The 25,798-nt window shown below is 59.9% G+C and carries 25 protein-coding genes; 7 read left to right on the top strand and 18 right to left on the bottom strand.

The features are described 5' to 3' along the window. Nucleotides 1-29: 29 nt before the first annotated feature. The 5 genes from AC515T_RS23690 to rplM form a co-directional block, all read right to left on the bottom strand. Entirely contained in the window at nucleotides 30-812 is a 783-nt protein-coding gene (locus tag AC515T_RS23690; protein WP_496530239.1) for a cytochrome c1, read from the bottom strand. Continuing rightward, nucleotides 812-2,023: a cytochrome b gene (locus AC515T_RS23695; protein ID WP_030138561.1), complete on the bottom strand. Its 1,212-nt coding sequence runs from the start codon at nucleotides 2,021-2,023 to the stop codon at nucleotides 812-814. Before AC515T_RS23695 ends, AC515T_RS23690 begins: the two co-directional genes overlap by 1 nt. Further along, nucleotides 2,023-2,616, bottom strand: coding sequence for a ubiquinol-cytochrome c reductase iron-sulfur subunit (gene petA / locus AC515T_RS23700; RefSeq protein ID WP_150633468.1), 594 nt, complete (start codon nucleotides 2,614-2,616; stop codon nucleotides 2,023-2,025). The genes AC515T_RS23695 and petA overlap by 1 nt, the downstream gene beginning before the upstream one ends. A gap of 256 nt (nucleotides 2,617-2,872) precedes the next feature. Further along, on the bottom strand, nucleotides 2,873-3,265 hold the full coding sequence (rpsI, locus tag AC515T_RS23705; RefSeq protein WP_003205364.1) for a 30S ribosomal protein S9: 393 nt from the start codon (nucleotides 3,263-3,265) through the stop codon (nucleotides 2,873-2,875). A 14-nt stretch (nucleotides 3,266-3,279) separates the two neighbouring features. Further along, nucleotides 3,280-3,708, bottom strand: coding sequence for a 50S ribosomal protein L13 (rplM, locus tag AC515T_RS23710; protein WP_003205365.1), 429 nt, complete (start codon nucleotides 3,706-3,708; stop codon nucleotides 3,280-3,282). A gap of 245 nt (nucleotides 3,709-3,953) precedes the next feature. Between rplM and AC515T_RS23715 the strand changes: the two genes are divergently transcribed. Beyond that, nucleotides 3,954-4,994, top strand: coding sequence for an NADP(H)-dependent aldo-keto reductase (locus AC515T_RS23715; protein ID WP_496530240.1), 1,041 nt, complete (start codon nucleotides 3,954-3,956; stop codon nucleotides 4,992-4,994). Nucleotides 4,995-5,127: 133 nt separating this feature from the next. Here the strand turns inward: AC515T_RS23715 and AC515T_RS23720 are convergent, their stop codons facing one another. Next, nucleotides 5,128-6,264 (bottom strand): acyl-CoA dehydrogenase family protein, encoded by a 1,137-nt coding sequence (locus AC515T_RS23720; RefSeq protein WP_487753716.1) that lies wholly within the window; start codon nucleotides 6,262-6,264, stop codon nucleotides 5,128-5,130. Nucleotides 6,265-6,508: 244 nt separating this feature from the next. Between AC515T_RS23720 and AC515T_RS23725 the strand changes: the two genes are divergently transcribed. Beyond that, nucleotides 6,509-7,405: a GlxA family transcriptional regulator gene (locus AC515T_RS23725; RefSeq protein WP_496533187.1), complete on the top strand. Its 897-nt coding sequence runs from the start codon at nucleotides 6,509-6,511 to the stop codon at nucleotides 7,403-7,405. A gap of 184 nt (nucleotides 7,406-7,589) precedes the next feature. On the opposite strand, the gene zapE is transcribed toward AC515T_RS23725, so the two are convergent. The 3 genes from zapE to AC515T_RS23740 all read right to left on the bottom strand — a co-directional run bounded on the left by zapE (nucleotide 7,590) and on the right by AC515T_RS23740 (nucleotide 10,796). Then, nucleotides 7,590-8,684, bottom strand: coding sequence for a cell division protein ZapE (zapE, locus tag AC515T_RS23730; protein WP_496530241.1), 1,095 nt, complete (start codon nucleotides 8,682-8,684; stop codon nucleotides 7,590-7,592). Between the two features lie 102 nt (nucleotides 8,685-8,786). Next, nucleotides 8,787-10,142, bottom strand: a complete 1,356-nt coding sequence (locus tag AC515T_RS23735) for a tryptophan--tRNA ligase (RefSeq protein WP_496530242.1) — start codon at nucleotides 10,140-10,142, stop codon at nucleotides 8,787-8,789. A gap of 24 nt (nucleotides 10,143-10,166) precedes the next feature. After that, nucleotides 10,167-10,796, bottom strand: a complete 630-nt coding sequence (locus tag AC515T_RS23740; protein ID WP_496533188.1) for an alpha/beta hydrolase — start codon at nucleotides 10,794-10,796, stop codon at nucleotides 10,167-10,169. A 147-nt stretch (nucleotides 10,797-10,943) separates the two neighbouring features. Here AC515T_RS23740 and AC515T_RS23745 point away from each other — a divergent pair, with 147 nt between their 5' ends. Continuing rightward, on the top strand, nucleotides 10,944-11,381 hold the full coding sequence (locus tag AC515T_RS23745) for a Z-ring associated ZapG family protein (protein WP_003205372.1): 438 nt from the start codon (nucleotides 10,944-10,946) through the stop codon (nucleotides 11,379-11,381). Between the two features lie 360 nt (nucleotides 11,382-11,741). Here the strand turns inward: AC515T_RS23745 and AC515T_RS23750 are convergent, their stop codons facing one another. Continuing rightward, nucleotides 11,742-12,479: a YiaD family glycine zipper/OmpA-like lipoprotein gene (locus tag AC515T_RS23750; RefSeq protein ID WP_496530243.1), complete on the bottom strand. Its 738-nt coding sequence runs from the start codon at nucleotides 12,477-12,479 to the stop codon at nucleotides 11,742-11,744. A gap of 151 nt (nucleotides 12,480-12,630) precedes the next feature. Further along, nucleotides 12,631-13,806 carry an aspartate aminotransferase family protein gene (locus tag AC515T_RS23755; RefSeq protein WP_496530244.1) on the bottom strand — a complete coding sequence of 392 codons (1,176 nt, stop codon included), beginning with the start codon at nucleotides 13,804-13,806 and terminating at the stop codon, nucleotides 12,631-12,633. 99 nt (nucleotides 13,807-13,905) lie between these two features. Here AC515T_RS23755 and AC515T_RS23760 point away from each other — a divergent pair, with 99 nt between their 5' ends. The 4 genes from AC515T_RS23760 (at nucleotide 13,906) to AC515T_RS23775 (ending at nucleotide 17,736) form a co-directional block, all read left to right on the top strand. Continuing rightward, entirely contained in the window at nucleotides 13,906-14,808 is a 903-nt protein-coding gene (locus tag AC515T_RS23760) for a LysR family transcriptional regulator (RefSeq protein ID WP_496530245.1), read from the top strand. A gap of 235 nt (nucleotides 14,809-15,043) precedes the next feature. Next, on the top strand, nucleotides 15,044-16,057 hold the full coding sequence (locus AC515T_RS23765; RefSeq protein ID WP_496530246.1) for a sensor domain-containing diguanylate cyclase: 1,014 nt from the start codon (nucleotides 15,044-15,046) through the stop codon (nucleotides 16,055-16,057). Nucleotides 16,058-16,146: 89 nt separating this feature from the next. Further along, the gene (locus AC515T_RS23770; protein WP_496530247.1) at nucleotides 16,147-16,893 is read left to right on the top strand and encodes a DUF72 domain-containing protein; all 747 of its coding nucleotides are present in this window, start codon (nucleotides 16,147-16,149) and stop codon (nucleotides 16,891-16,893) included. Nucleotides 16,894-17,031: 138 nt separating this feature from the next. Then, nucleotides 17,032-17,736: a hypothetical protein gene (locus AC515T_RS23775; RefSeq protein ID WP_014340101.1), complete on the top strand. Its 705-nt coding sequence runs from the start codon at nucleotides 17,032-17,034 to the stop codon at nucleotides 17,734-17,736. A 211-nt stretch (nucleotides 17,737-17,947) separates the two neighbouring features. On the opposite strand, the gene cyoE is transcribed toward AC515T_RS23775, so the two are convergent. The 7 genes from cyoE to hmpA form a co-directional block, all read right to left on the bottom strand. After that, nucleotides 17,948-18,835, bottom strand: coding sequence for a heme o synthase (gene cyoE, locus AC515T_RS23780; RefSeq protein ID WP_496530248.1), 888 nt, complete (start codon nucleotides 18,833-18,835; stop codon nucleotides 17,948-17,950). Between the two features lie 11 nt (nucleotides 18,836-18,846). Then, a complete protein-coding gene (gene cyoD, locus AC515T_RS23785; protein ID WP_014340102.1) occupies nucleotides 18,847-19,182 on the bottom strand; it encodes a cytochrome o ubiquinol oxidase subunit IV in 336 nt (111 codons plus the stop codon). Next, a complete protein-coding gene (locus AC515T_RS23790) occupies nucleotides 19,183-19,809 on the bottom strand; it encodes a cytochrome o ubiquinol oxidase subunit III (protein WP_053125033.1) in 627 nt (208 codons plus the stop codon). 3 nt (nucleotides 19,810-19,812) lie between these two features. Next, a complete protein-coding gene (gene cyoB / locus AC515T_RS23795) occupies nucleotides 19,813-21,843 on the bottom strand; it encodes a cytochrome o ubiquinol oxidase subunit I (protein ID WP_072409494.1) in 2,031 nt (676 codons plus the stop codon). Nucleotides 21,844-21,846: 3 nt separating this feature from the next. After that, nucleotides 21,847-22,794 carry a ubiquinol oxidase subunit II gene (cyoA, locus tag AC515T_RS23800; protein WP_496530249.1) on the bottom strand — a complete coding sequence of 316 codons (948 nt, stop codon included), beginning with the start codon at nucleotides 22,792-22,794 and terminating at the stop codon, nucleotides 21,847-21,849. 777 nt (nucleotides 22,795-23,571) lie between these two features. After that, nucleotides 23,572-24,081 carry a disulfide bond formation protein B gene (locus AC515T_RS23805; RefSeq protein ID WP_496530250.1) on the bottom strand — a complete coding sequence of 170 codons (510 nt, stop codon included), beginning with the start codon at nucleotides 24,079-24,081 and terminating at the stop codon, nucleotides 23,572-23,574. A gap of 447 nt (nucleotides 24,082-24,528) precedes the next feature. Next, complete coding sequence (gene hmpA / locus AC515T_RS23810; protein WP_496530251.1) at nucleotides 24,529-25,710, bottom strand: NO-inducible flavohemoprotein; 1,182 nt, start codon at nucleotides 25,708-25,710, stop codon at nucleotides 24,529-24,531. Between the last annotated feature and the right edge of the window lie 88 nt (nucleotides 25,711-25,798).

Below are 25,798 nucleotides of genomic sequence, written 5' to 3' on the forward strand. Positions count from 1 at the left end.
ACGATTAACAGCAATGGCTTACAGCTTTATCAATGCACGTCTTTCCAGTATTCACGCTTGAGCAGGTAAGCGAATACGAAGAAGAACGCCAGGTACAGCAATACATAGGTACCGATGCGCTGATGCTCCAGCTTCACCGGGTTGGCCGAATAGGCCAGGAAGGTCACCAGGTTCTTGACCTTCTCGTCGAACTGCTCCGGGGTCAGGCTGCCGGTGTTCGGCAATACGGTCAGCTGGTCGCAGGCTTCATGGGTCAAAGCGGAGCCGGTCAGCGGATCGAATTGTTTTTTGCCGTCTTCAACGATCTGAACCTGTTTGCAGCCTACCACCTGACGCCCCTGGAGGCCGACCAGAACGTTGGGCATGCCGACGTTCGGGAAGACCTTGTTGTTCACGCCCCAAGGACGTGCAGGGTCTTCGTAGAACGAACGCAGGTAACCGTAGAGCCAGTCGGTGCCACGTACACGGGCGACCAGGGTCAGATCCGGCGGCGCGGCGCCGAACCAGGTCTTGGCGTCCGCAGGCTGCATGCCGATGTTCATGTGATCGCCCAGCTTGGCGCCGGTGAACACCAGCTTCTCGAGCATCAGCTCATGAGGGATGCCCAGGTCATCAGCCACGCGCTCGTAGCGTTGGAACTTGGCGCTGTGGCAGCCCATGCAATAGTTGGCGAACGTACGAGCGCCGTCCTGCATGGCCGCTTTGTCGGAAACGTCGATGTCGACCTTTTCCAGTTCCGGCCCACTCGACGTGGACGCAAAGGACAGTACGGGCAAAGCAGCAAGAATCAGTACAGAAAATAGCTTTTTCATCAGCCAGTCACCCTTTCCGGAACCGGTTTGGTCTTCTCGAGCCTGGTGTAGAACGGCATCAGAATGAAGTAGGCGAAGTAAAGGAAGGTGCAAACCTGCGACAGCAGCGTGCGCCCTGGTGTCGGTGCCAATACGCCCAGCACGCCCAGGATCACGAACGAGATGCAGAACACCACGAGCCAGATCTTGCTCAACCAGCCTTTGTAGCGCATCGACTTGACGGGGCTGCGGTCCAGCCACGGCAGGACGAACAGCACGGCGATGGCCGCGCCCATGGCGATAACGCCCAGTAGCTTGTCCGGAATCGCCCGCAGAATCGCGTAGAACGGCGTGAAGTACCAGACCGGGGCAATGTGCTCAGGGGTCTTGAACGCGTTCGCCTGCTCGAAGTTCGGCTTCTCGAGGAAGTAGCCCCCCATTTCCGGGAAGAAGAACACGATGGAGCAGAAGATGAACAGGAAGACCACCACGCCGACGATGTCTTTCACGGTGTAGTACGGGTGGAAGGCGATGCCATCCAGCGGTACGCCGTTCTCGTCCTTGTGTTTCTTGATGTCCACGCCATCCGGGTTGTTCGAACCGACTTCGTGCAGCGCGAGGATGTGCAGCACCACCAGGCCAAGGATCACGATCGGCAGGGCGACCACGTGCAGGGCGAAGAAGCGGTTCAGGGTGATGCCCGAGATCAGGTAGTCACCACGAATCCACTGGGTCAGGTCGTCACCGATGACCGGGATCGCACCGAACAGCGAGATGATCACCTGGGCGCCCCAGTAGGACATCTGGCCCCACGGCAGCAGGTAACCCATGAAGGCCTCGGCCATCAGCGCCAGGTAGATCAGCATGCCGAAGACCCACACCAGCTCACGAGGCTTCTGGTACGAACCGTAGAGCAAGCCACGGAACATGTGCAGGTAGACCACGATGAAGAACGCCGAAGCGCCAGTGGAGTGCAGCAGACGCAGGATCGAGCCGTACTCGACGTCGCGCATGATGTATTCGACGGAGGCGAACGCTTCTTCCGCTGACGGGGTGTAGCTCATGGTCAGCCAGACACCGGTGACGATCTGGTTGACCAGAACGAGCAGTGCCAGGGAGCCAAAGAAGTAGAAGAAGTTGAAGTTCTTCGGAGCGTAGTACTTGCTGAGATGGTCTTCCCACATTTTGGTCGCGGGAAAGCGCGCATCAACCCAATCCATTAGTTTGCTCATCACGCTTTCTCCGTATCGACGCCAATGACAATGATCTCATCGGTCTCATAGGAATGCGGGGGAACTGGCAGGTTCAGAGGTGCAGGCTGCGACTTGTAGACGCGACCGGCCAGGTCGTAATGGGAGCCGTGGCAAGGGCAGAAATAACCACCGACCCAGTCCTTGCCCAGGTCGGCAGGGGCCACTTCAGGACGGAACGTTGGCGAGCAACCCAGGTGCGTGCAGATCCCGATCAGCAGCAGGACCTCAGGCTTGATCGAACGGGTTTCCGGATCGACATAGGTCGGTTGCGTCGAGTTCTTGGAGGTCGGATCGGACAACTGACCCTCGATCTTTTTCAGATTTCCCAGGATTTCCTCTGTACGGCGGACGATGAACACCGGCTGGCCGCGCCACTCAGCAATCATCTGCTGGCCTGGCTCGATCTTGCTGACATTCACTTTCACCGGTGCACCTGCGGCTTTCGCCTTGGCGCTGGGAAACCATGACCCCACGAACGGGACCGCAGCCCCCACCGCTCCTGCAGCACCCACCACGGATGTGGCTGCTACCAGGAAGCGACGCCGGCCTGCATTCACGCCGTCATTGCTCATTCAGTCCTCTCCCATCAGCTTTGTGGCCTGTTAGATCAGGCGTCTACTAAGTAAAAATCTGAACTTATAAAAATTTTGCCGAATGGTAATGAAAACCCCCAATTCTGACAAGGTAATTACCAAGCGGCCAAACCGCCAGGCCTTGTAGTATAGGGGCTCTACGAATGTGGCAAGTTGTCACAGAGCAATTCTTTTGCCCATAAAAAAACGCCCAGCTCCGTGAGGAACTGGGCGCCTTTTGAAAGCGGAAGCGAAATTAACGCTTCGAGTACTGCGGACGCTTACGCGCTTTACGCAGACCGACTTTCTTACGTTCAACTTCGCGAGCATCGCGAGTTACGAAGCCGGCTTTGCGCAGAGCACCACGCAGAGTCTCGTCGTAATCCATCAGGGCGCGAGTGATGCCGTGGCGGATTGCGCCAGCTTGACCACTTACACCACCACCGATAACAGTGACGTAGATGTCGAATTTTTCGACGGTCTCGGTCAGTTCCAGCGGCTGACGAACTACCATGCGGGCAGTCTCGCGGCCGAAGAAGTTATCCAGGGAGCGGTTGTTGATGGAGATGTTACCAGTGCCCGGACGCAGGAAAACGCGTGCGGTTGCAGTCTTGCGACGGCCAGTGCCGTAATTTTGAGTCGCCGACATAATGAACTATTCCGTTAAAACTTCAGTTCTTGGGGCTGCTGAGCAGTATGAGGGTGAGCAGCGCCCGCATAAACCTTCAGCTTACGATACATGTCGCGACCCAGTGGGTTTTTAGGCAGCATGCCTTTAACCGCGGTCTCGATCACGCGCTCAGGGGCTTTGGCGATCAGCTTTTCAAAGTTGATCGACTTGATGCCGCCAGGAAAACCGGAGTGGGAGTAGTACATTTTGTCAGTGGTTTTAGCGCCAGTAACACGTACTTGCTCAGCGTTGATCACGACGATGTAGTCACCGGTGTCAACGTGAGGGGTGTACTCAGGCTTGTGCTTGCCACGCAGACGGCTCGCGATTTCGGTGGCCAGACGACCCAGGGTCTGACCAGCAGCGTCGACGACAAACCAGTCGCGCTTTACTGTTTCCGGTTTAGCAGTAAAAGTTTTCATTCTTTATAGCCTCAGGGGCCGCCCTGTAAATTAGACGGCGGATCTTACTGAATAGTGCGTACTTTGACAAGTCAAAGGCAGCCGGATACAGACGCTTTCGGGGGCTCGGGTCGGCGCGTCCGTTCAACGGCAAGATTCTTCGGCGGCGGCGCATCACTTCCACTGCAGAAAGAGGTGCGCAATTATGCAGATTGCGAAAAATATTTCAACCTGCTTTTATGATTGTTTTGCCCAAGGAGTTCCCGATGGACTATCGCCAGCTAGGCCGTACCGATCTGAACGTGAGTGCCCTGTGCCTCGGCACCATGACCTGGGGTGAGCAGAACAGCGAGGCCGAGGCCTTCGCCCAGATCGAACGTGCCAAGGGTGCCGGCATCAATTTCATCGACACCGCCGAGATGTACCCGGTGCCCCCCAAGGCCGAGACCTACGCCACCACCGAGCGCTACATCGGCAATTACTTCAAGAGCCGCGGCGACCGCGCCGACTGGATCCTGGCGAGCAAGATCGCCGGCCCCGGCAACACCATCGACTACATCCGCGACAAGAATCTCAAGCACAACCGCCGCCACATCGTCGAGGCCGTGGACGCCAGCCTCAAGCGCCTGCAGACCGACTGGATCGATCTTTACCAACTGCACTGGCCGGAACGCAGCACCAACTTCTTTGGCCAACTGGGTTACCAGCACATGGCCGACGAAACGTTCACCCCGCTGGAGGAAACCCTTGAAGCCCTGGACGAGCAGGTCCGCGCTGGCAAGATCCGCCATATCGGCCTGTCCAACGAAACACCGTGGGGCACCATGAAGTTTCTCGCCTCGGCCGAGGCCCGTGGCTGGCCGCGGGCGGTGTCGATCCAGAACCCGTACAACCTGCTCAACCGCAGCTTCGAGATCGGCCTGTCGGAAATCGCCATTCGCGAGCAATGCGGCCTGCTGGCCTATTCGCCACTGGCGTTCGGCTTCCTGTCGGGCAAATACGAAAACGGCGCACGCCCCGCCAAGGGCCGCCTGACCCTGTACAGCCGCTTCATACGTTACTTCAACCCGCAATCGGAAGCGGCCTGCAGCCGTTATGTGGCCCTGGCCCGCGAACATGGCCTGGACCCGGCGCAGATGGCCCTGGCGTTCGTCACCCAACAGCCGTTCGTGACCAGCAACATCATTGGCGCCACCACGCTGGAGCAACTGGACAGCAACATCGCCAGCTTCGACCTGAAGCTGTCGGACGAGGTCCTGGCGGGGATCGAGGCGATTCACAAGGATCAGCCGAACCCGGCGCCTTGATTGATTCATAGGCCCCATCGCGAGCAGGCTCGCTCCCACATGGGTTGTGTGTCGATCACAAATGAGTGGTCAGACATAAATCCAATGTGGGAGCGAGCCTGCTCGCGATAGTGGTCTAACAGTCACTACGACATCAAAGCGACCGCGCAATGATCTCCTTCATGATTTCATTGGTCCCGGCATAGATCCGCTGTACCCGCGCGTCCGCCCAGGCCCGGGCAATCGGGTATTCCCACATGAAGCCGTAGCCGCCATGCAACTGCACGCACTCGTCGAGCACCTTGCATTGCAGGTCGGTGCCCCAGTACTTGGCCATCGCCGCCGTCGGCACATCCAGCTTGCCTTGCAGGTGCAATTCCAGGCAACGGTCGACGAAGACTCGGCCAATCTGGATCTCGGTGGCCATTTCCGCGAGTTTGAAACGGGTGTTCTGGAAGTCCGCGATGGTTTTGCCGAACGCCTTGCGCTCGCGGGTGTAGTCCAGAGTCCATTGCAGCGCCGCTTCGGCCGAAGCCAGGCCGCCGATGGCGACGGTCAGGCGCTCCTGGGGGAGTTCTTGCATCAGGTAGGCAAAGCCCATTCCGGCCTGCCCGAGCAGGTTTTCCTTTGGCACCCGGACATCCTGGAAGAACAATTCCGACGTGTCCTGGGCCTTCATTCCGACTTTTTCCAGGCGCTTGCCCTTTTCGAAGCCCGGCGTGCCCGCTTCCACCAGGAACAGGCTGGTGCCCTTGGCGCCAGCCTTGGGATCGGTCTTGGCGACCACAATCACCAGGTCCGCCAGAAAACCATTGGTGATGAACGTCTTGGAGCCGTTGATGACGTACTCATCACCGTCGAGCACCGCCGTGGTCTTCACCCCTTGCAGGTCGGAACCTGCGCCCGGCTCGGTCATGGCGATGGCCGTGACCATTTCGCCGGACACCAGTTTCGGCAGGTACTTGTGTTTCAGCGCTTCACTGCCGTAATGCAGGATGTACGGCGCGACGATGTCGGAATGCAGCGAGAAGCCGATCCCCGTCAGCCCCAGGCGGCCGATCTCCTCGATCACCACCGTGCTGTAGAGGAAGTCCGCGTCCAGCCCGCCATAGGCCTCTGGAAGGTGCGAGCACAACATGCCCGCCTCCCCCGCCTTGTTCCAGAGTTGGCGATCGACATGCCCCTGTTTTTCCCACTGACTGTGGTACGGCACGGCTTCTTTTTCGAGAAAGGTTCGTACGCTGTCGCGAAACAATTCGTGCTCGGGACTGAACAGTGTTCTTGGGATCATGGCTCACCTTTGGTTATTGTTGGACGTGGTTATCCAACAGAGCCTAAGCCTGCGATGTACGACAGGACACTGGACACATGCGACAAAAAATAAGACGATCCAGCCGTCTGGTGACCACTTTCCCCTATAAAAATAAAGATGAACTATGTCTATGCACGTCTCCACGCCCTTGCGGCGCGTCAGCATCCTGGCCATCGACCGGGTCTTCGCCTTCACCCTCATGCAAGCCAAGGATTTTTTCCACTTGGCCAGCCTGCGCTATGGCAAACAGCTGGGCCAAGGCCTGACGCCAGCGTTTGAAACCCGCCTGGTCAGCCCCGATGGCAAACCGGTGAACAGCTTCAGCGATGTGATCATGCCGGTGGACGGAGGCCTGGAAAATACCGACGTCATCATCCTTCCGGCCTTCTGGGATGATTTCGCCAGCCTCTGCCAACGCTATCCCCAGGTCCTGCCCTGGCTGCGCGAACAACACGCTCGCGGCGCGGTACTCTGCGGCGAAGCCACCGGGGTGTTCTGGCTGGCCGAGGCCGGGCTGCTCGACGGCAAGGAAGCGACCACCTACTGGCGCTTCTTCAATGCCTTCAAGGAGCGCTTCCCCCAGGTGCACCTGAACCAGGACAAGCATCTGACCGACGCCGACAACCTGTTTTGCGCCGGCGGCACGACCTCGGCCTGCGACCTCTACATCTACCTCATTGAACGCTTCTGTGGCGCCAACGTGGCCCAAGCCGTGGCGCGGGACATCCTGTATGAAGTGCAACGCAGCTATTCGCCGGGACGGATCGGCTTTGGCGGACAGAAACTGCACCAGGACGTGATCATTCTGCAGATCCAGCAATGGCTCGAAGAGCATTTCGCCGATAAATTCCGCTTCGAGGACGTTGCCCGGGAGCATGGCATGAGCATCCGCAATTTCATGCGCCGCTTCCAGACCGCCACGGGCGACAAGCCGCTGCATTACCTGCAACGGCTGCGGATCGAAACCGCCAAGGGCCTGCTCTCCGGCAGCCGCAAGAGCATCAAGACCATCAGCTACGAAGTTGGCTACGACGATGCGAGCTTTTTCGCACGGCTGTTCCGGCAACATACCGACCTGTCGCCGAACCAGTATCGGCAGCAGTTTCAGCAGGCGGCGTAGCCCGAGGGTTTGGCAACGATCCACTGTGGGAGCGAGCTTGCTCGCGATGGCGGTGGTTCAGCAGCATGGATGTTGACTGACACGACGCCATCGCGAGCAAGCTCGCTCCCACAGGGTCAGCAGGGGAAATCAACAAATACAAAAAAGGCCTGCAATCGCAGGCCTTTTTTGTGTTCCGAATCCCCTACGGCTTATGCGCCCGCGACAGGAACTCGTGGGATTGCATCTCCAGCAAACGACTCAAGGTCCGCTGGAACTCGAAGGTCAGGCGACCGCCGGTGTAGAGGTCCTTGAGTTCGACTTCGGCCGAAATGATCAGCTTCACGTTACGGTCGTAGAACTCGTCGACCATGTTGATGAAGCGACGGGCGATGTCGTCGGTGGTAACGCTCATCTGCTCGACACCGCTGAGCAACACGGCGTGGAAGATCTTGCCCAGTTCGATGTAGTCGTTCTGGCTGCGCGGGCCGTCGCACAGTTCGCGGAAGTCGAACCAGGCCACGTCGTCACAGGTGCGGATGGCGCGGATCTCGCGGTTTTCGATGATCAGCACATCGTTTTCCACCGCCTGGGTGCATTCCGGTGTCAGGGCACGGAAGCTCTTGCGCAGGCTTTCTTCGGCGGCGGCATCCAACGGAAAGTGGAACAGCTCCGCTTGCTCGAGGTGACGCAGGCGGTAGTCGACGCCGCTGTCGACGTTGACGATTTCGGTGTGTTCCTTGATCAGCGCGATGGCCGGCAGGAACCGCGCCCGCTGCAGGCCATCCTTGTACAGGCCGTCCGGCACGATGTTCGAGGTGGCGACCAGGGTCACGCCGTTCTTGAACAGCTCTTCCATCAAGGTGCCCAGGATCATGGCGTCGGTGATGTCGGAAACGAAGAACTCATCGAAGCAGATCACCCGGGTCTCGTCAGAAAAACGCTTGGCGATAATGGTCAGCGGGTTTTTCTCGCCCCCCAGGGTCTTCATTTCCTCGTGCACGCGCTTCATGAAGCGGTGGAAGTGCGTCCGTGTCTTTTCCTTGAACGGCAGCGCTTCGAAGAAGGTGTCCACCAGGTAGGTCTTGCCACGGCCGACGCCGCCCCAGAAGTACAGGCCCTTGACCGGTGCCTGGTCTTTTTTGCCGAACAGTCTGCCCAACAGGCCCGGCTTGTTGTTCGAGGCCGCGACCAGGTCGTCGTACAGGCGCTGCAAATGCCGCACCGCCGTTTCCTGGGCTGCGTCGTGGAAGAACTCCGGGCGTTTCAGATCAGCTTGATATCGTTCTAGGGGCGTCATATTCGTTAGCAAGGCAACAAAAACGGGCCGTCACTGTAGCGATGGCCCAGAGGAATGGCAATCGGCCCTTATTCGGGCCGATGGTCGGGTGACGCGCCGGAATCAGTCCTGGGCAGGCGTCAGGGCTACGCGCAGCGCATCGATGGCCGCATCCCGGGCGGCGCTGTCGGCGAAGGCCGGGCTGTTCGCCACGCACTCGCCTTCAAGCCAGACGCTGAAACCCAGGTCCTCGCTGCGCACGTCCAAGGGCTGGCCGGACTGCAGTTGCTTGGTCACCTGCCCCGCGGTCTTGCCGTCGGCAAAATGGTTCGACAGCAACAGTTGCTCGCCATCGGCAGAAAGCAGGCGGAAACGGAAGCTGCCGTCCTCCTCGCGGAAGCTGACGAAACGTGCCGCCTTGGCCGCTTTCTTTTTGCTCTGGGTTGCCACCTGGACCTGGCTGACAAACGAACGCAGGCCAACGGCCTCGCGCAATTCGTTGAGGAACGGCGTTGCCACGGCCCGGGCCTTGCTCGCGCCCAGTTGCAGGATGTCTTCAAGGTCCGATGGACGTTCGATGAACTGGTGATAACGCTCACGCGCTTCACCCAGCTCGCTGTCGAGCAACTGGAACAGACGGTTCTTGGCTTCGCCCCAACCCAGGCCTTGCAGCAGTTCGCTGCGGAACTCGGCGGACTGCTCGGCAGTGGCGAAGGCCTGGAACAGGGTGAACAGGTGCGAATTGTCCGGGTCCTTGGCTTCGCCCGGGGCGCGGGAGTCGGTGACGATCCGCGAGATCGCGTCCTTCATGTCCTTGGCGCTGCTGAACAACGGGATGGTGTTGTCGTAGCTCTTGGACATCTTGCGGCCATCGAGGCCTGGCAGCGTGGCCACGCTCTCTTCGATCAGCGCCTCGGGCATGGTGAAGAACTCCTTGCCCTGGCCGAACAGGTGATTGAAGCGCTGGCCGATGTCCCGAGCCATTTCCACGTGCTGGATCTGGTCGCGCCCGACCGGCACCTTGTGGGCGTTGAACATCAGGATGTCGGCGGCCATGAGGATCGGGTAGCTGTAGAGGCCCATGGTGACGCCGGCGTCCGGGTCTTCGCCGGCCTCGACATTCTTGTCCACCGACGCCTTGTAGGCGTGGGCACGGTTGAGCAGGCCCTTGGCGGCAACGCAGGTCAGCAGCCAGGTCAGTTCCGGGATCTCGGGAATATCGGACTGGCGATAGAACGTCACGCGGTCCACGTCCAGGCCGCCGGCCAGCCAAGTGGCGGCGATCTCCAGGCGTGAACGCTGGATACGCAGCGGGTCATCGCACTTGATCAGGGCGTGGTAATCGGCCAGGAAGTAGAACGAATCGGCGTTGCTGTCGCGGCTGGCGAGGATCGCCGGACGGATGGCGCCGGCATAGTTGCCCAGGTGCGGGGTGCCGGTGGTGGTGATGCCGGTCAGGATACGGGTACGCGTCGTCATGGGTTATCGCTTGTCAGACTGCTGTCAATTCGAGAGGCGCGGCAGGATCAGATCCTTGAGATCGGTGAGCTTGCCATGAAAAAAGTGTCCGCATTCTGCCACTTTCAGCAGCTCATGGGGGCGTTGGAGCGTGTCGGACCATTCGTAAACCAGCTGCGGATCAACCACTTCGTCGGTTTCCGGCTGGATCACGGTCAACTCGCCACCGGTCGGCAGGGGCGATTGCTCGTCCAGGCGCATCACCGCCGGGGCCACCATGAACAGGTGCTTGACCGGCTGCCCCTGGGCTTCCAGGCGCCCGCCCAGGCTGGCGGCGACAAAACCGCCGAAGGAAAAACCGAACAGGGTCAGGGGCAGTTGCGGGTATTTTTCACTCAGCCATTGGGCGACCGCCTGGGCGTCGTCCACTTCGCCGGTGCCCATGTCATGGGTGCCGGCACTGGCGCCCACGCCACGATAATTGAAACGCAACGTAACAAGGCCAGCATCACGGGCCGTGCGTTGCAGGGTCGAGACCACTTTGTTGAGCATGGTCCCGCCTTGCACCGGGTTCGGGTGGCAGATCAGCGCCAGGCCACGGGGGGCCTCGCTGTCCAGGTACAAGGCTTCCAGTTGGCCCAAGGGGCCATCGATGACGACAGGGGTTTCGCGCATAAGCAAGGGAAAGAACTCCGTGACCCCGAATTGGGTCGACTCGTCTAGCTAAAGTCTGTGCCTGGCATGATTGCGATGTTCTTCGCGGTATACAGCGCAGGTCCGAGCCGTTAACGTAAAGCAAAGCCGTTTATAGAGGAAGGACTCGTGGAACACTCGCTCTTAGTTTGGTTGTTGCCGACTCTTGCCCTGGTTGCCGGTGTCGCCATTGGATTCCTGCTTGCCCGACTGCTGCCCAATGCGGTGCCCAACAGCACGCAACGTCAGCTGGACGACATTCAGGAACGTTTCGACAGTTATCAGAATGAAGTGGTCACTCACTTCAACAGCACCGCTTCTCTGGTGAAAAAACTCACCCAGAGCTACCAGGATGTCCAGGATCATTTGTCCGAGGGTGCCAATCGCCTGGCCCTGGACGAGCAGACTCGCCAGCGCCTGCTGGCCGCCCTGCAAGCCGATGCGGCACAGACTCCACGGGAACGCCTGACTCCACCAAAAGGGATTCAGGAACCGCCGCGGGACTACGCCCCCAAGGCCCCGAATTCACCCGGCATGCTCGATGAGCATTACGGCTTGAAGAAGTAATTTCCAAGCGACACCCAAAAGCCCGCCCGATCACCTGATCGGGCGGGCTTTTTTATTGGCTCAAGAAAATCCGCTCTGTGGGAGCGAGCCTGCTCGCGAGACGGATGGCGATTGCCCGGGCGCTGGCGATGCAGCCCATCACTCGAGTGAACACCTTTGTGGCGAGGGAGCTTGCTCCCGCTGGGCTGCGAAGCAGCCCCCAAAACCTTTCACCTCAACTCCCTGACACACCGTGGTGGCTGGTTTTGGGCCTGCTGCGCAGTCCAGCGGGAGCAAGCTCCCTCGCCACAAAATCCAAACGCTAGCCGCAAAAAAGGGGACCCCGTTTTCAGGGTCCCCCTTTCATTTAGCGCCCAGCGGTTATGGATATTGCTGGTAAGTCTGGCCCTGCTGCTGCGGTGCCTGCTGGTAATCCTGGCCCGGAATGGCCTTGAGGTTGACCTCGACCCGACGGTTCTGCGCGCGGCCATTGACGTCGGCGTTGCTGGCCACCGGGTTGTCCGGGCCGGCGCCACGGGCCGACAGGTTGGCACCGCTCACGCCCTGGGACGTCAGGTAGGTCGCCACGCTCTGGGCACGGCGCTGGGACAGGTCCATGTTGTGCTGGCGACTGCCGGTGCTGTCGGTATAACCGACGATCTCGATCTGGTTCTGGTTGAACTCCTTGAGGGAGTTGGCCAGGTTGTTCAGCGGCTGGTAGAAGCTGGACGCGATGTTCGCCGAGTCAGTGGCGAAGGTGATGTTGCCCGGCATGATCAGCTTGATCTGGTCACCCTGGCGCTGCACTTCAACGCCGGTATTGGCCATGCTGGCGCGCAGTTTCTTTTCCTGCTGGTCGGCGTAGTAGCCGTAGCCGGCCGCGGAAGCCCCCACCACCGCCGCGCCGATCAACGCCCCCTTGCCCCGGTTATCGTGACCGATGGCCGCACCGGCCAAGGCTCCCGCCAGTGCACCAAGGCCACCGTACTTGGCGGTTTTGCTCATGCCCGACGATTCGGTAGAGGCCTGGCCCTGGTTGTCATAGGGATTAGGCGACGCACAGCCGGACAACAAGGCCACAGCAGTAGCGACAACGATCAAGCGACGCGAGGTGAACATGGAATGCTCCTGGTTTTTCAGTCTGAAGTGCCAGGGCGTAGGCAATCGACTCTGGCAGGCGTTGGAACGCGGCAATCGTTAAAAATTCCGTCCCGCTGCGTTGCGCTTCGCCCGGCTGACCGATAAAAACCGTCGGCCGGGCGAACGCCCCTCAACCCTGCGCCAGACAGCGGCTCACGCCCCTGACAATCATCTCCACTTCCCGCCCGTCGATCGTCAGCGGCGGCAGCAGGCGGATGGTCTGGCCCCGGGTGACATTGATCAGCAGGCCGTGGTCCTGGGCGGCGCGAAGGGTCAGGTCGCGGACCGGTTGCTTGAGTTCGATGCCGATCATCAACCCCTGGCCGCGAATCGCCAACACATTGGGGTTGTCCGCCAGCTCGGTCCGCAGCCGGCTCAGCAAGTGCTCGCCCTGGTGCCTGGCGTTAGCCACCAGCGCTTGCTCCTCGATGATGTCCAGCACCGTGCAGCCGACCCGACAGGCCAGCGGATTACCGCCGAACGTACTGCCATGGCTGCCAGGGGTAAACAGCTCGGCGGCCTTGCCCCGTGCCAGGCAGGCACCGATGGGCACACCGTTGCCCAGGCCTTTGGCCAGTGTCATGACGTCCGGCACGATGCCCTCGTGCTGGAACGCGAACCATTGGCCGGTGCGACCGATGCCGGTCTGGATCTCATCGAGCATCAACAGCCAGGCGCGCCGACTGCACAGCTGCCGCAAGGCCTTGAGGTACCCCGGTGGCGGGAGTTGCACACCGCTTTCGCCCTGGATCGGCTCCACCAGCACCGCGACGATGCGCTCGGCGTGAGCCTGTTGAATCTGTTCCAGCGCAGCGAGATCGCCGAACGGCACCTTGATGAAATCCCCCGGCAACCGGTTGTAGCTCAGCCGCACGGACGGGCCGTCGCTGGCGGACATGGTGCCCAAGGTGCGCCCATGGAACGCATTGTCCATGACCACCACCAACGGCTGCTCGATGCCCTTGTGCCAGCCGTAGAGGCGCGCCAGTTTCAGCGCGGTTTCGTTGGCCTCGGCGCCTGAGTTGTTGAAAAACACCCGCTCCAGCCCCGACAACCGAGTGAGTTTTTGCGCCAGGCGTTGCTGCCAATCGATGCTGTACAGGTTGGAGGTGTGCAACAGCAGGCCGGCCTGTTCGCTGATGGCGGCCACCAGCCGCGGGTGGGAATGGCCGACATTGGTCACCGCCACACCCGCCACCGCATCGAGGTATTCGCGGCCGTCCTGATCCCACAGGCGCGTCCCCAAGCCATGGGTGAAATTCAGCGCCAAGGGTTGGTAAGTGGTCATCAGGCAGGCAGCGGTCATGGCATCAAGCTCCATTGGTTGGTTTTTTTCCAGTATGGTTAGCCACCAAAACTGGATAAACCCTGCTTTACTTCAATCATTTAAAAGCCGAGCTTGATAATGGACCTGTTCCAGGCAATGACCGTTTACGTAAAGGTGGTCGAAACCGGAAGCCTGACGGCGGCGGCCCAGGCGTGCGAAATGTCCACCACCATGGTGGGCAATCATCTTCGTGCCCTGGAGCAACGCCTCGGCGTGCGCCTGATCAACCGTACGACACGGCGCCAGCGCCTGACGGAATTCGGCTCCACCTACTACCAGCGCTGCCTGGAAGTACTGGGGCTGGTGGCCGACTCCGAGCGCCTGGCCGAACAGACCCAAGGCGAGCCCACCGGCACCCTGCGCATCACCGCACCGCTGACCTTCGGTACCGAACGCCTCGCGCCGGCCCTGGCCGAATTCAGCCAGCGCTTCGCCCAGGTCAAGCTCGACGTGATGTTGACCAACCAGCGCCTGGACCTGCTCGACCATGGATTCGACGTCGCCATCCGCCTCGGCCATCCCGACCCGAAACTGATTGCCCGCCCGTTGCTGGACTACACCCTGACCATCTGCGCTTCCCCCGCTTACCTGGCCAGGCGCGGCATGCCGGAACAACCCGCGGACTTGCAGCGGCACGATTGCCTGTCGTTCGCCTATTCGGCAGGGGATGAGTGGCGCTTCGCCCAGGATCACTGGCCCATCAACGGGCCGGACGGCGAAACCAAGGTGCCGGTGAACGGACCGATGCTGATCAACAGTTCCTCGGGCCTGCATCGCGCCGCCCTGGCCGGGATGGGCGTGGTAATGCTGCCCGATGCCCTGGTGGCCCAGGACCTGAAGGATGGGCACCTGGTGGCGTTACTGCAGGGCTACCAACTGCCCCATCGCCCCATGAGCCTGATGTACGCGCAAGATCGCTACCGTCTGCCGAAACTGCGCAGTTTTGTCGAGTTTGCGCTGGAGAAATGGGGCAAAGTCTAGGGGTTGGCTCGATGAGTGTTGGATGAAACTAAATCCCGTGGCGAGGGAGCTTGCTCCCGCTGGGGCGCGAAGCGGCCCTGTCTTGGGGTTGCTACGCAGTCCAGCGGGAGCAAGCTCCCTCGCCACAGTTCAGCGTTCACCCCAATCTCTACCCCGCTAGTGCCCCCCCGCCCCATCAGCTACTCTTCCTCCGTGGACGAGCATTTTGATATCAAGGCGGATTGAGGAAACGACGATGGGAGATGCCTCGAACATCGACATGCTGCGGTTCGACCTGTCCGATCTGGACGAAGGCGTACTGCACACCATCCTGGAACTGGTCAGCGATGGCATCTGGGACTGGAATGCCAACACCGGCTTCGTCTACCGCAACCCCGGCTGGTACACCATGCTTGGCTACCTGCCTCATTCACTGGACAACACCGTACTGACCTGGGAAAGCGTGATCCACCCGGAGGACTACCCACGGGTCATGGCGTTGTTCGACGACTACCTGGAACAACGATCCCACCGCTACCAGGCCGAATACCGTTGCCGCACGCACGACGGGGCCTACATCTGGATCGAGGATCGCGGCTACGTGATCGCCCGCAACCCGGACGGCACGGTGGCACGCATGATCGGCGCCCATCGCAGTATCGACGACAAGAAGCGCCTGTTCGAACAACTGGAACGGCGCAACAAATCCCTGGAAGTCGTCATCGAAGAGCGCACCCGCGAGCTGTCGCGGGTCAACCATCAGTTGCAGATCCAGCTCGACGAGAACCGCAGGCTTGCCGAAACCGATGCCCTGACGCGAGTTGCCAATCGTTATCGCCTGGACCAGGCGCTGCCGCTGGCCTGTGAGCGCGCACAGCGTTTCCGCGAGCCGTTGTCGCTGATCGCCATGGACGTGGATGATTTCAAGGACATCAACGATCGCTACGGCCACGCCTTCGGTGACGCAGCGCTGGTGCAAGTGGTGCAGAGCGTCAAGCGTTGCGAGCGCGGCAGTGACTTGCTGGTGCGCTGGGGCGGTGACGAATTCATCATGATCTTGCCCAACACCACCCTGGCCGACGCCCGGCTGCTGGCGGAAAGCATTCGTCGTGGCCTGTCCGACCTGCTGCCGGTGGGCGACTTCCAGATCACCATGAGTTTTGGCGTGGTGCAGCGCTTGGAGGATGAACAGCACTCGGCGTTGCTGCACCGGGCGGACCAGGCACTGTATCGCTCCAAGATGGCGGGCAAGAATGTGATTTGTGAGTGAACGGTACCCCGCCAACGACAAAAAACAATGCAGACATGAGGCGCTGGCTGCGGTCATAGGCTATATCCGTTGCCATCAGGCCTTCGCCCTTGCCGACTCGACTTCCCTCCCCCTCATCACGCCTTTACCTGGGCTGCGCCGGCTGGTCGCTGCCCCGGGAGCATTGGCCGGCCTTCGCGATGGAAGGAACGCATTTGCAGCGCTACAGCAGCCGATTCCCCGCCGTGGAAATCAACAGCTCGTTCTACCGCCCGCACCGCCCCGCCACGTATGCAAAGTGGGCCGACAGTGTTGCCGGGGATTTTCGCTTCTCGGTCAAGGTGCCCAAGCAGATCACCCATGAACGGCGGTTGATCGACTGCGAAGGGCTTGTGGATGAATTCCTCGGGCAATGTTCACAACTGGGAAAACAGCTTGGCTGCCTGTTGATTCAGTTGCCACCGTCGCTGGCCTTCGAGGCTGTCGTGACCGAAGCATTCTTCAAGGCCTTGCGGGACCGTTACCAGGGGCATGCCGTGCTTGAGCCGCGACACCCGAGCTGGCTCGCGCCCCGGGCTGCGGCGATCCTGCAAGACGCATGCATCGGCCGTGTCGCCGCCGACCCGTCGCCATTACCCGGCGGCAATCAACCCGCTGGCTGGCCTGGCATTCGCTATTACCGGTTGCACGGTTCGCCACGGATTTACTACTCGGCTTACGAGGACGCCTGGCTGGAGCGCCTCGCCCAAGCATTGAAAGCCGACCCCGACACACCGACCTGGTGCATCTTCGACAACACCGCCAGTGGCGCCGCGACCGCCGACGCGTTGCGATTGATGGACCTGATGCAAGACTGAAAGCCGCCACGGCAACAAATGGTCAGTTGCTGCCGGTCCGACCGTGACAACACCGCTCGGGTCCAATAGATTAGGCGACCGGAAAAAAGCTCAATGCCTTTCTCGCCTCATCCCGCTAACAGAAGTAGTGAAATTTCAATGTCCGATTCCAACACCGCTGAATCCGTAGTCACCCTGTCGTCCAAAGCGGAATACGAAAACTCCATCAATCTTTCACAGCATCTGCCCCAGGCCAAAACCATCAGCGAAATGGTCCTCGATGCGTTCCAGTCGAACCGCGAAAGCGACCAGATCCGTGAACTGCGCAACGCCATCCGCCAGGCCCACGATGCCTTCGACGACGACAAGGCCTACGAACTGATGGGCCAGCTCAAACAACTCAAGGACGCCGAAGCCGCCGACTTCGCAGCCCTGGAAGACCTGAGCAGCCGCTTCCCGATCAGCCGCATCCTCTCCAGCTACAAGGACGACCCGTCGTTCCAGGAACTGGTCTACGGCCTGGCCCTGAAAGTGTTGAACCAGACCCACCAGGCCATCAGCAACCCGAGCGGCAGCAAGGGCAAGGCCTCGCGGGCCAAGAAGGAAGCCGAAGTGTTTGTCATCAGCAAGGACGGCATCAGCGTCACCCTGCCCCTGCGCGCACCACGCTCCAAGCCGAACGTCGACCGCGAAGCCTTCGAGTTCCTGGGCTTCAACTTCGTAGGCGAAGGTGACGAAGCCGAGCTGGAAAGCGAAACCTTCCTGGACAACGACGGCACCGAACAACCGGCCACCCGCAAAGGCATCGTCACCGCGTTGCAGCAGCAAAAAGCCTTCGACGGCTACAGCATCGCCCAGCAATAACCCTTCTTGTTCGGCGGTCGTCAGTCCGCCGCCAGAACCTGTGGGAGCGGGCTTGCTCGCGAAGGCGTCGTGTCAGCTAACATCACCGTCAAATGACCCACCGCATTCGCGAGCAAGCCCGCTCCCACAGGCCATCATCAGCCCAGGCAACACCCATGAAAAAGCCCCGCGCTTCTCTCGAAGGCGGGGCTTTTTTTGCAGCGTCTGAAGCTTAAGGCGCGTACGTCAGCAACAGCTCACTCGGCACTTTGAAATCCAGGGACATCATGACGCTCAGGGCAGTGATGGTGAAGATCGAGAACACGAACAGCTTGCGCGCCCAGACCGTGTCATCCACCGCCTTGTAGCCGGTCCAGGCCATGTACAGCCAGTACATGCCCATGGCGGCGGCGACGGCGAGGTAGCTCATGCCGGCGTAGCCGCTGAAGGTCAGCATCAAGGTCGCCACGAGGAAGGCCAGGATGTAGAGCAGGATGTGTTTCTTGGTCACCTGGATGCCGCGCTTGACCGGCAGCACCGGTATCGAGGCGGCCAGGTAGTCGTTGAAGCGGAAGATCGCGATGGCGTAGGAATGCGGCATCTGCCACAGGCTGAACATCACCAGCAGCGTCAGCGCCGCCATGTCGAAGCTGTTGCTGACCGCCACGTAACCGATCACTGGTGGCATCGCCCCCGACAGACTGCCCACCAGCGTGCCGTGGACCGACTTGCGCTTGAGGTACAGGCTGTAGAGGCCGACGTAGATGACAAAACCGATCACCGCGAACAACGCCGCCAACGGATTGGCCACCCAGTACAACAGCGCCACGCCGGCCACGCCTAGCACCGTGGCGAATGCCAGGGCCAGTTGCACCGGAATCAGGCCTTGGACCAGCGCCCGATTCTTGGTGCGTTCCATCTTGATGTCGATGTCGCGGTCGATGCAGTTGTTGAACACGCAACCGGACGCCACCACCAGGGAAGTGCCGATCATCGCCGCCAGGAAGATGGCCAGATCGACATGCCCTTTCGAGGCCAGGAAAAACCCGCCTGCCACAGAAAGCACGTTACCGAAAATGATCCCCGGCTTGGTGATTTGGATAAAGTGCTTCAGGGACATCCGGATTTTCCTCAGTGCGCCATCATGTTGGTGTGGATGCTGAACATGATCCACAACGACAGGCCGACCAGCAGGACAATCACGATCGCGGCAAAGACAAACGCGACCACGTTGTTACGTTGGGCGGCGGAGCGGTCCAGATGCAGGAAGTACACCAGGTGCACCAGTACCTGGACCACGGCGAAGATCAGGATGATCCACAGGGTCAGGCTCTTGGGCAGCGACGGGTACATCACCAGGCCGAACGGGATGACGGTCAGAATCACCGACAGGATGAAACCGATGGCGTAGGACTTGACGCTGCCGTGGCCGGCGTCATGGCCATCATGGGAATGTGCGTTAGCCATTTACAGGGTCCCCATCAGATAAACAACGGTGAATACGCAGATCCACACCACGTCCAGGAAGTGCCAGAACAGGCTCAGGCAGCTCAGGCGCGTCTTGTTGGTGGCGGTCAGGCCGTTTTTCTGGACCTGGTACATCATGATCGCCATCCAGATCAGGCCACTGGTCACGTGCAAGCCGTGGGTACCGACCAGGGTGAAGAACCCGGACAGGAAACCGCTGCGGCTAGGGCCGTAGCCTTCGGCGATCAGGATATGGAACTCGTTGATCTCCATGGCGATAAAGCCCGCGCCGAGCAGGAAGGTCATCGCCAACCAGCCCAGTACCTGGGTTTTCTTGCCCTTGAACAGCGCCAGCATGGCGAAGCCGTAGGTGATCGAGCTGAACAGCAGCAGCGCGGTTTCACCCAGCACGTAAGGCAGTTCGAAGATGTCGTGGCCCGACGGGCCACCGGCGACGTTGTTAACCAGCACCGCGTAGACCGCGAAGATCGACGCGAACAGAATGCAGTCGGTCATCAGGTAGAGCCAGAAACCGAATACGGTCATCTCGCCCGAGTCGTGGTGATGGTCATCGTGCCCATGGTCATGACCATGGGCGTGTCCAACATTGGTCACTAAGTTCGACATGGTTTAAGCCTGTTCCAACGAGGTTTCAACACGGGTGGCGGTGGCGGGGACTTTCCCGGCCGCTACCAGGCGCTTGTGCTGCTCGGCTTCGATGCGCTCGATGACATCCACCGGCACCATGTAGCCCTGATCGTCACGGGCGGCATGGATCACGAAATACACCACGGTGCCGACCAGGCTGGCGATGGCCAGCCACCAGATGTGCCAGATCATCGCAAAACCGAACACGGTCAACAGCGCGCCCATGACCACACCGGTGGCGGTGTTGTTGGGCATGTGGATCGGCTCGTACTTGGCCGGAGCCTGGTACGCGGTGCCGGCTTCCTTGGCTTCGGTGAACGGGTCGATGACGTCTGCTTTTGGCAGCACGGCGAAGTTGTAGAACGGCGGTGGCGAAGAGGTCGACCATTCCAGGGTATGGGCATTCCACGGATCACCGTGCTCGCACATGTTTTCCGGTTTCTTGCGATCACGCACACTGACGTACAGCTGGATCAGTTGGCAGGCAATACCGACAGCGATCATCACCGCGCCGAACATGGCGACGTACAGGTACGGCACCCATTCAGGGTTGGTGGTGGCGTTCAGGCGACGGGTCATGCCCATGAAGCCCAGAGCATAGAGCGGCATGAACGCGACGAAGAAGCCCGAGATCCAGAACCAGAATGCAGCCTTGCCCCAACCTTCGTGCAGCTTGAAGCCGAACGCTTTCGGGAAGTAGAACGCAAAGCCCGCGATGTAGCCGAACACGGCGCCGCCGATGATCACGTTATGGAAGTGCGCGATCACGAACAGGCTGTTGTGCAGTACGAAGTCCGCACCCGGGATGGCCAGCAGTACGCCGGTCATGCCGCCGATGGCGAAGGTCACCATGAAGCCCAGGGTCCACAGCACGTGGCTGGTGAAACGCAGGCGGCCCTGATAGATGGTGAACAGCCAGTTGAACAGCTTCACACCCGTCGGGATCGAAATCAGCATGGTCGCCAGGCCGAAGAAGGCGTTGACGCTGGCACCCGAACCCATGGTGAAGAAGTGGTGCAGCCAGACCATGAAGCCCAGTACCGAGATCGCGCCGGAAGCGTAGATCATCGAGTGGTGGCCAAACAGTTTCTTGCCGGAGAAAGTCGAGATGACTTCGGAGAAAATACCGAACGCCGGCAGAATCAGGATGTACACCTCAGGGTGACCCCAAGCCCAGAACAGGTTGACGTACATCATCGGATTTCCACCCAGTTCATTGGTGAAAATGTGGAAATCCATGTAGCGGTCAAGCGTCAGCAGCGCCAGGGTAGCGGTGAGGATCGGGAACGAAGCGACGATCAGCACGTTGGCCCAGGTGCAGGTCCAGGTGAAGATCGGCATGTCCATCAGCTTCATGCCCGGGGTACGCATTTTCAGCACGGTGGCCAGGAAGTTGACCCCCGTCAGCGTTGTCCCCAACCCGGATAGCTGTAGCGCCCAGATGTAGTAATCCACCCCCACGCCCGGGCTGTATTGCAGCCCCGACAACGGCGGATAGGCGACCCAACCGGTCTTGGCGAATTCGCCAACACCCAGGGAAACGTTGATCAGCACCACACCGGACACCAGCAACCAGAAGCTGAGGGAGTTCAGGAATGGATAGGCAACGTCGCGCGCGCCGATCTGCAGCGGCACTGCAAGGTTCATCAGGCCGGTGAAGAATGGCATCGCCATGAAGATGATCATGATCACACCGTGGGCGGTGAAGATCTGGTCATAGTGTTCAGGCGGCAGGTAGCCGGGCGAACCCTCGGTGGCCATGGCCAGTTGGGTACGCATCATGATGGCGTCGGCAAAACCGCGCAGCAACATGACCATGGCAACGATGATGTACATCACGCCGATTTTCTTGTGGTCGACCGAGGTCAGCCACTCGGTCCACAGGTAGGTCCACTTCTTGAAATAAGTGATGCCCGCGAACAATGCCAGACCACCGAGCGCGATGATGGCGAGGGTCACCATGACAATCGGCTCGTGGAACGGGATCGCTTCCCAACTTAATTTACCTAACATCGTTTACTCCTCTGCCCCGGCAGCTGAATGCGAGCTCATGTCCATCCCTTCCATGTTGTGAGCCACTTCCTTCTCTTTCTTCTCGTGGTGCATCGGCTTGCCCGGATTCATCCCTTCATACTTGTCGATGATGGTCTGGAACAGGTTCGGCGTAACCGACGAGTAGAGTTCGACTGGGTTGTTCTGGCTCGGCTTGGAAAGGGCTTCGTATTCAGCTTTTTCAAGCTGTTTAGGTGCCTTCTTCACTTCGTTGACCCAGGCGTCGAATTCTTCCTGGGTGGTGGCGGTCGCTTTGAACTTCATGCCGGTGAAACCCGCTCCGCTGTAGTTGGCGGAGATACCTTCAAGTTCGGTGTTCTGGTTGGCGATCAGGTGCAGCTTGGTCTGCATGCCGGCCATCGCATAGATCTGGCCGCCCAGGCCCGGGATGAAGAACGAGTTCATCACGGTGTCGGAGGTGACCTTGAAGTTGATCGGCGTGTGGGCCGGGAACACGATCTTGTTGACCGTGGCGATGCCTTGTTCCGGATAGATGAACAGCCACTTCCAGTCCATCGAGACCACTTCGATAGTGATCGGCTTGACGTCTGAATCCAGCGGACGGTACGGGTCCAGGGCGTGGGTCGACTTGTAGGTGACATAACCCAGGGCAATGATGATCAGCACCGGAATGGTCCACACCGCCACTTCGATCTTGGTCGAATGCGACCATTTCGGCGTGTACGTGGCCTGGGTGTTGGTTGCGCGGTACTTCCAGGCGAACAGGAAGGTCATGACGATGACCGGCACGACGACCAGCAGCATCAGCAGCGTGGCGGTGATGATCAGGTTTCGTTCATCCAGGCCGACCTGGCCCTTGGGATCGAGCAAGGTCATGTTGCAGCCTCCCAGCAGCAACGTGCCGAGCAGCGGCAACAAGCCTAGTAATCGGGGGTACCTGTTTTTACTCATCTCACGACCTCTAAAGCAGCTTGCGCAATGCAGTTGGGTTTTGATCGCCAACACTTCACCCTGCCAAGGGTTGGCATTTCTTGGATTGAATAAGGGCTGCCCATCGAACGTCAGCGGCTGTTCGACACATCCTGGGCCAGCAGTGAGTTCTTATTCGTTGGTCAAAAGGCCTAGTTCAAGCCCAATTCCATTTGGTGCGGGTAGTAGTTGGAGGCACCGACACCTGGGGGTCGCATGGGGCGCTGGCGCCCTTCGACCACTCTCGTGCTCAAGCCTGAGCCGGGTCGGAAAATCGGTGCGGGCGATTGTAGTGAGGTGACGCGCTGTAGACCATGTCTCATCCCGAAATAATTTTTATCCGATCCGGCAACAATCTCTTGCCGATATTGCAACGGGCCAGCATGTTATCGAAATTAATTCTCAACAAGAACCCCAAAAAACGTAGGTCTACTACGCCCGATTTAGACAGCCCGGGCCGATCGATGAGGGCTTTTTTGCCCGTCAAGCGCCCAGTTTTCGGGGCCTCTGGCGCCTGACGCTGCGCTGTTAAAAATGCCTGTTTCACACGAGACGCTGGCTGCAAAAACAGACGATTTATTATTACAGGCATGAGCGTTTGATCAGCCTTGGAAAGCCTGAGCGCGACAAGCTATGTGACAACGTGTCGCACATTGCCGCAGGTCATTCTTGCCTCGGATCAAGGACGCGCTGGCTCGAGCGTGAAACGTAAAACGCCCCGGCTCTCCAGGAGAGAACCGGGGCGTTTCAGCGAGGTTTTCAGCGAAGCGGTTTGCGGTTCCGTGACACCAGCAACGGCACCAGCACCACCGTCAACACGAAGGCCACCAGCGCCCATTGCGCCAGGGACAGGCCCAGGATCGGTGGGTAGGGGGTGGAGCAAAAACCATCGACCTGGAAACCCAGCGGGAAGATCTTCGCCAGCGGCAGGTCATCGACAATCGGTTGCAATACGTCGATACCGCAACTGACCGCGGGGAAGAACTGGGTATACACGTGATGCCCCGCCACACCGGCACCGGCCAGGGCACAGAGCACCACCAGGCCTTCGAAGACCGTCAGGCTGCGACGGGTGCGCATGGCGGCGCCGATGAAGGCGAAGATCGCGATCAGCAACAGCGCATAGCGTTGCAAGATACACAGCGGGCACGGTGCCTCGCCGAGGGCCACCTGCATGTACAGCGCACCGCCGATCAGTGCCAGGCAGATCAGCCCCAGCAGCACCAGATAGCGCCGCTCACGGCCCAACCGCATCATTTCCTCACTCATTGCGTTTCCCTTTGTCTGCATGGATCGACGCGCAGCCTCGCAACACCCGGCGCGCGATCGGATGTACCGAAGTCTACACGCTGACCATGACAGTGAACGAGCAGCGGGCGTCGACATTGGAGGGGAATAGACCGCAAGAAGGTTAAGCGGGGATTAATTCTGGCCGTTGGACAGGGATGGACCTGCTGCCGCCATCGCGAGCAGGCTCGCTCCCACAAAAGAATCAGCGCTGACCACCAGAGCTGCGCAAATTACCTGTGGGAGCGAGCTTGCTCGCGATAGCGGTGGGTCAGCTTGCATTGATATTGAATATGCCGACGCTATCGCGAGCAAGCTCGCTCCCACAGGTTTTTGTGGTGTTCACAGGCATTGTGTCCACCGCTAATCCCTTGTGGGAGCGAGCCTGCTCGCGATGAAGGCAACCAGGGCTCCCGGTTTGCCGCGACCTTATTCCAGCGCCGCTGCCGGGCCGAAGAATTCGTAGCGGCTCTGCCGCTCCGGCACGCCGAGGGCCTTGAGGTGGCGTTTGACGGCGCCCATGAAACCCTTCGGCCCAAGGAAATAGGCGTCCAGGTCACGCTGCTCCGGCAACCATTGCGCCAATTGCTCCTGGCTCAGCAGCCCTACCTTGTCCGCCGCCGGGCTCAAGCCGTCGTCTTCGTCGTAGCAGTAGAAGCGCTTGAGTTGCGGATGCCGCCTGGCCAGGTCATCGATCCAGTCACGGAAGGCATGGGCGCGGCCATTGCGCGCGCAGTGAATGAAATGCACCGGCCGCTCGGTTTGCAGCGCCGCCTGCAGCATCGCCAGGGTCGGGGTGATGCCAACGCCGCCGCTGATCAGCACCAGCGGCTTGTCGCTGGCGGTCAGGTAGAAATCCCCGGACGGCGGGAACAACTGGATGCGACTGCCGACCTCGAAATGATGATGCAGGTGGTTCGACACCCGCCCGCCCGGCTCGCGCTTGACGCTGATCCGGTACTGACCATTGTCCGCCAGGGCCGACAGCGAATAGTTACGGCGCACTTCCTCGCCATCGAGGATGAGCTTCATGCCGATGTACTGGCCCGGCTCGGCCATCAGGATCGGGCCCTTGTCCGTCGGTTCGAAGTAGAAGGAGGTAATCTCCGAGCTTTCCTGGACCTTGGCCGCCAGGATGAACTCACGCTCGCCACGCCAGCCGCCCGGCGCCTCGGCCTTCTTGTCATACATACCGGCTTCGGCACCGATCAGGATATCGGCCAACTGGTTATAGGCAGCGCCCCACGCCGCAATCACCTCGGGCGTGGCGATCTCTGCGCCCAACACCTCGGCAATGGCTCGCAGCAGGCACGCACCGACGATCGGATAATGTTCCGGCAGGATCTGCAGGGCAACGTGCTTGTTGACGATTTTCGCCACCAGGTCGCCCAACTGGTCGAGCTGGTCAATGTGCCGCGCATACATCAACACGCCGTTGGCCAGCGCACGCGGCTGATCGCCACTGGCCTGGTGAGCCTGGTTGAACAGTGGGCGCACTTGCGGGTATTCGGACAGCATCATGCGATAGAAGTGGGTGATCAGCGCTTCACCACCGCTTTCAAGCAATGGCACGGTGGAGCAAATGATGGCGCGTTCTTCTGGACTGAGCATAAGGTGACTCCTGGCGTATGACTGATAACCGTTGCGTAAGTCTTATCAGTTTTCATGCCATAAATTTTTTTATTAAATATCATGAAGT

This window comes from Pseudomonas sp. FSO-7 (assembly GCF_059579345.1).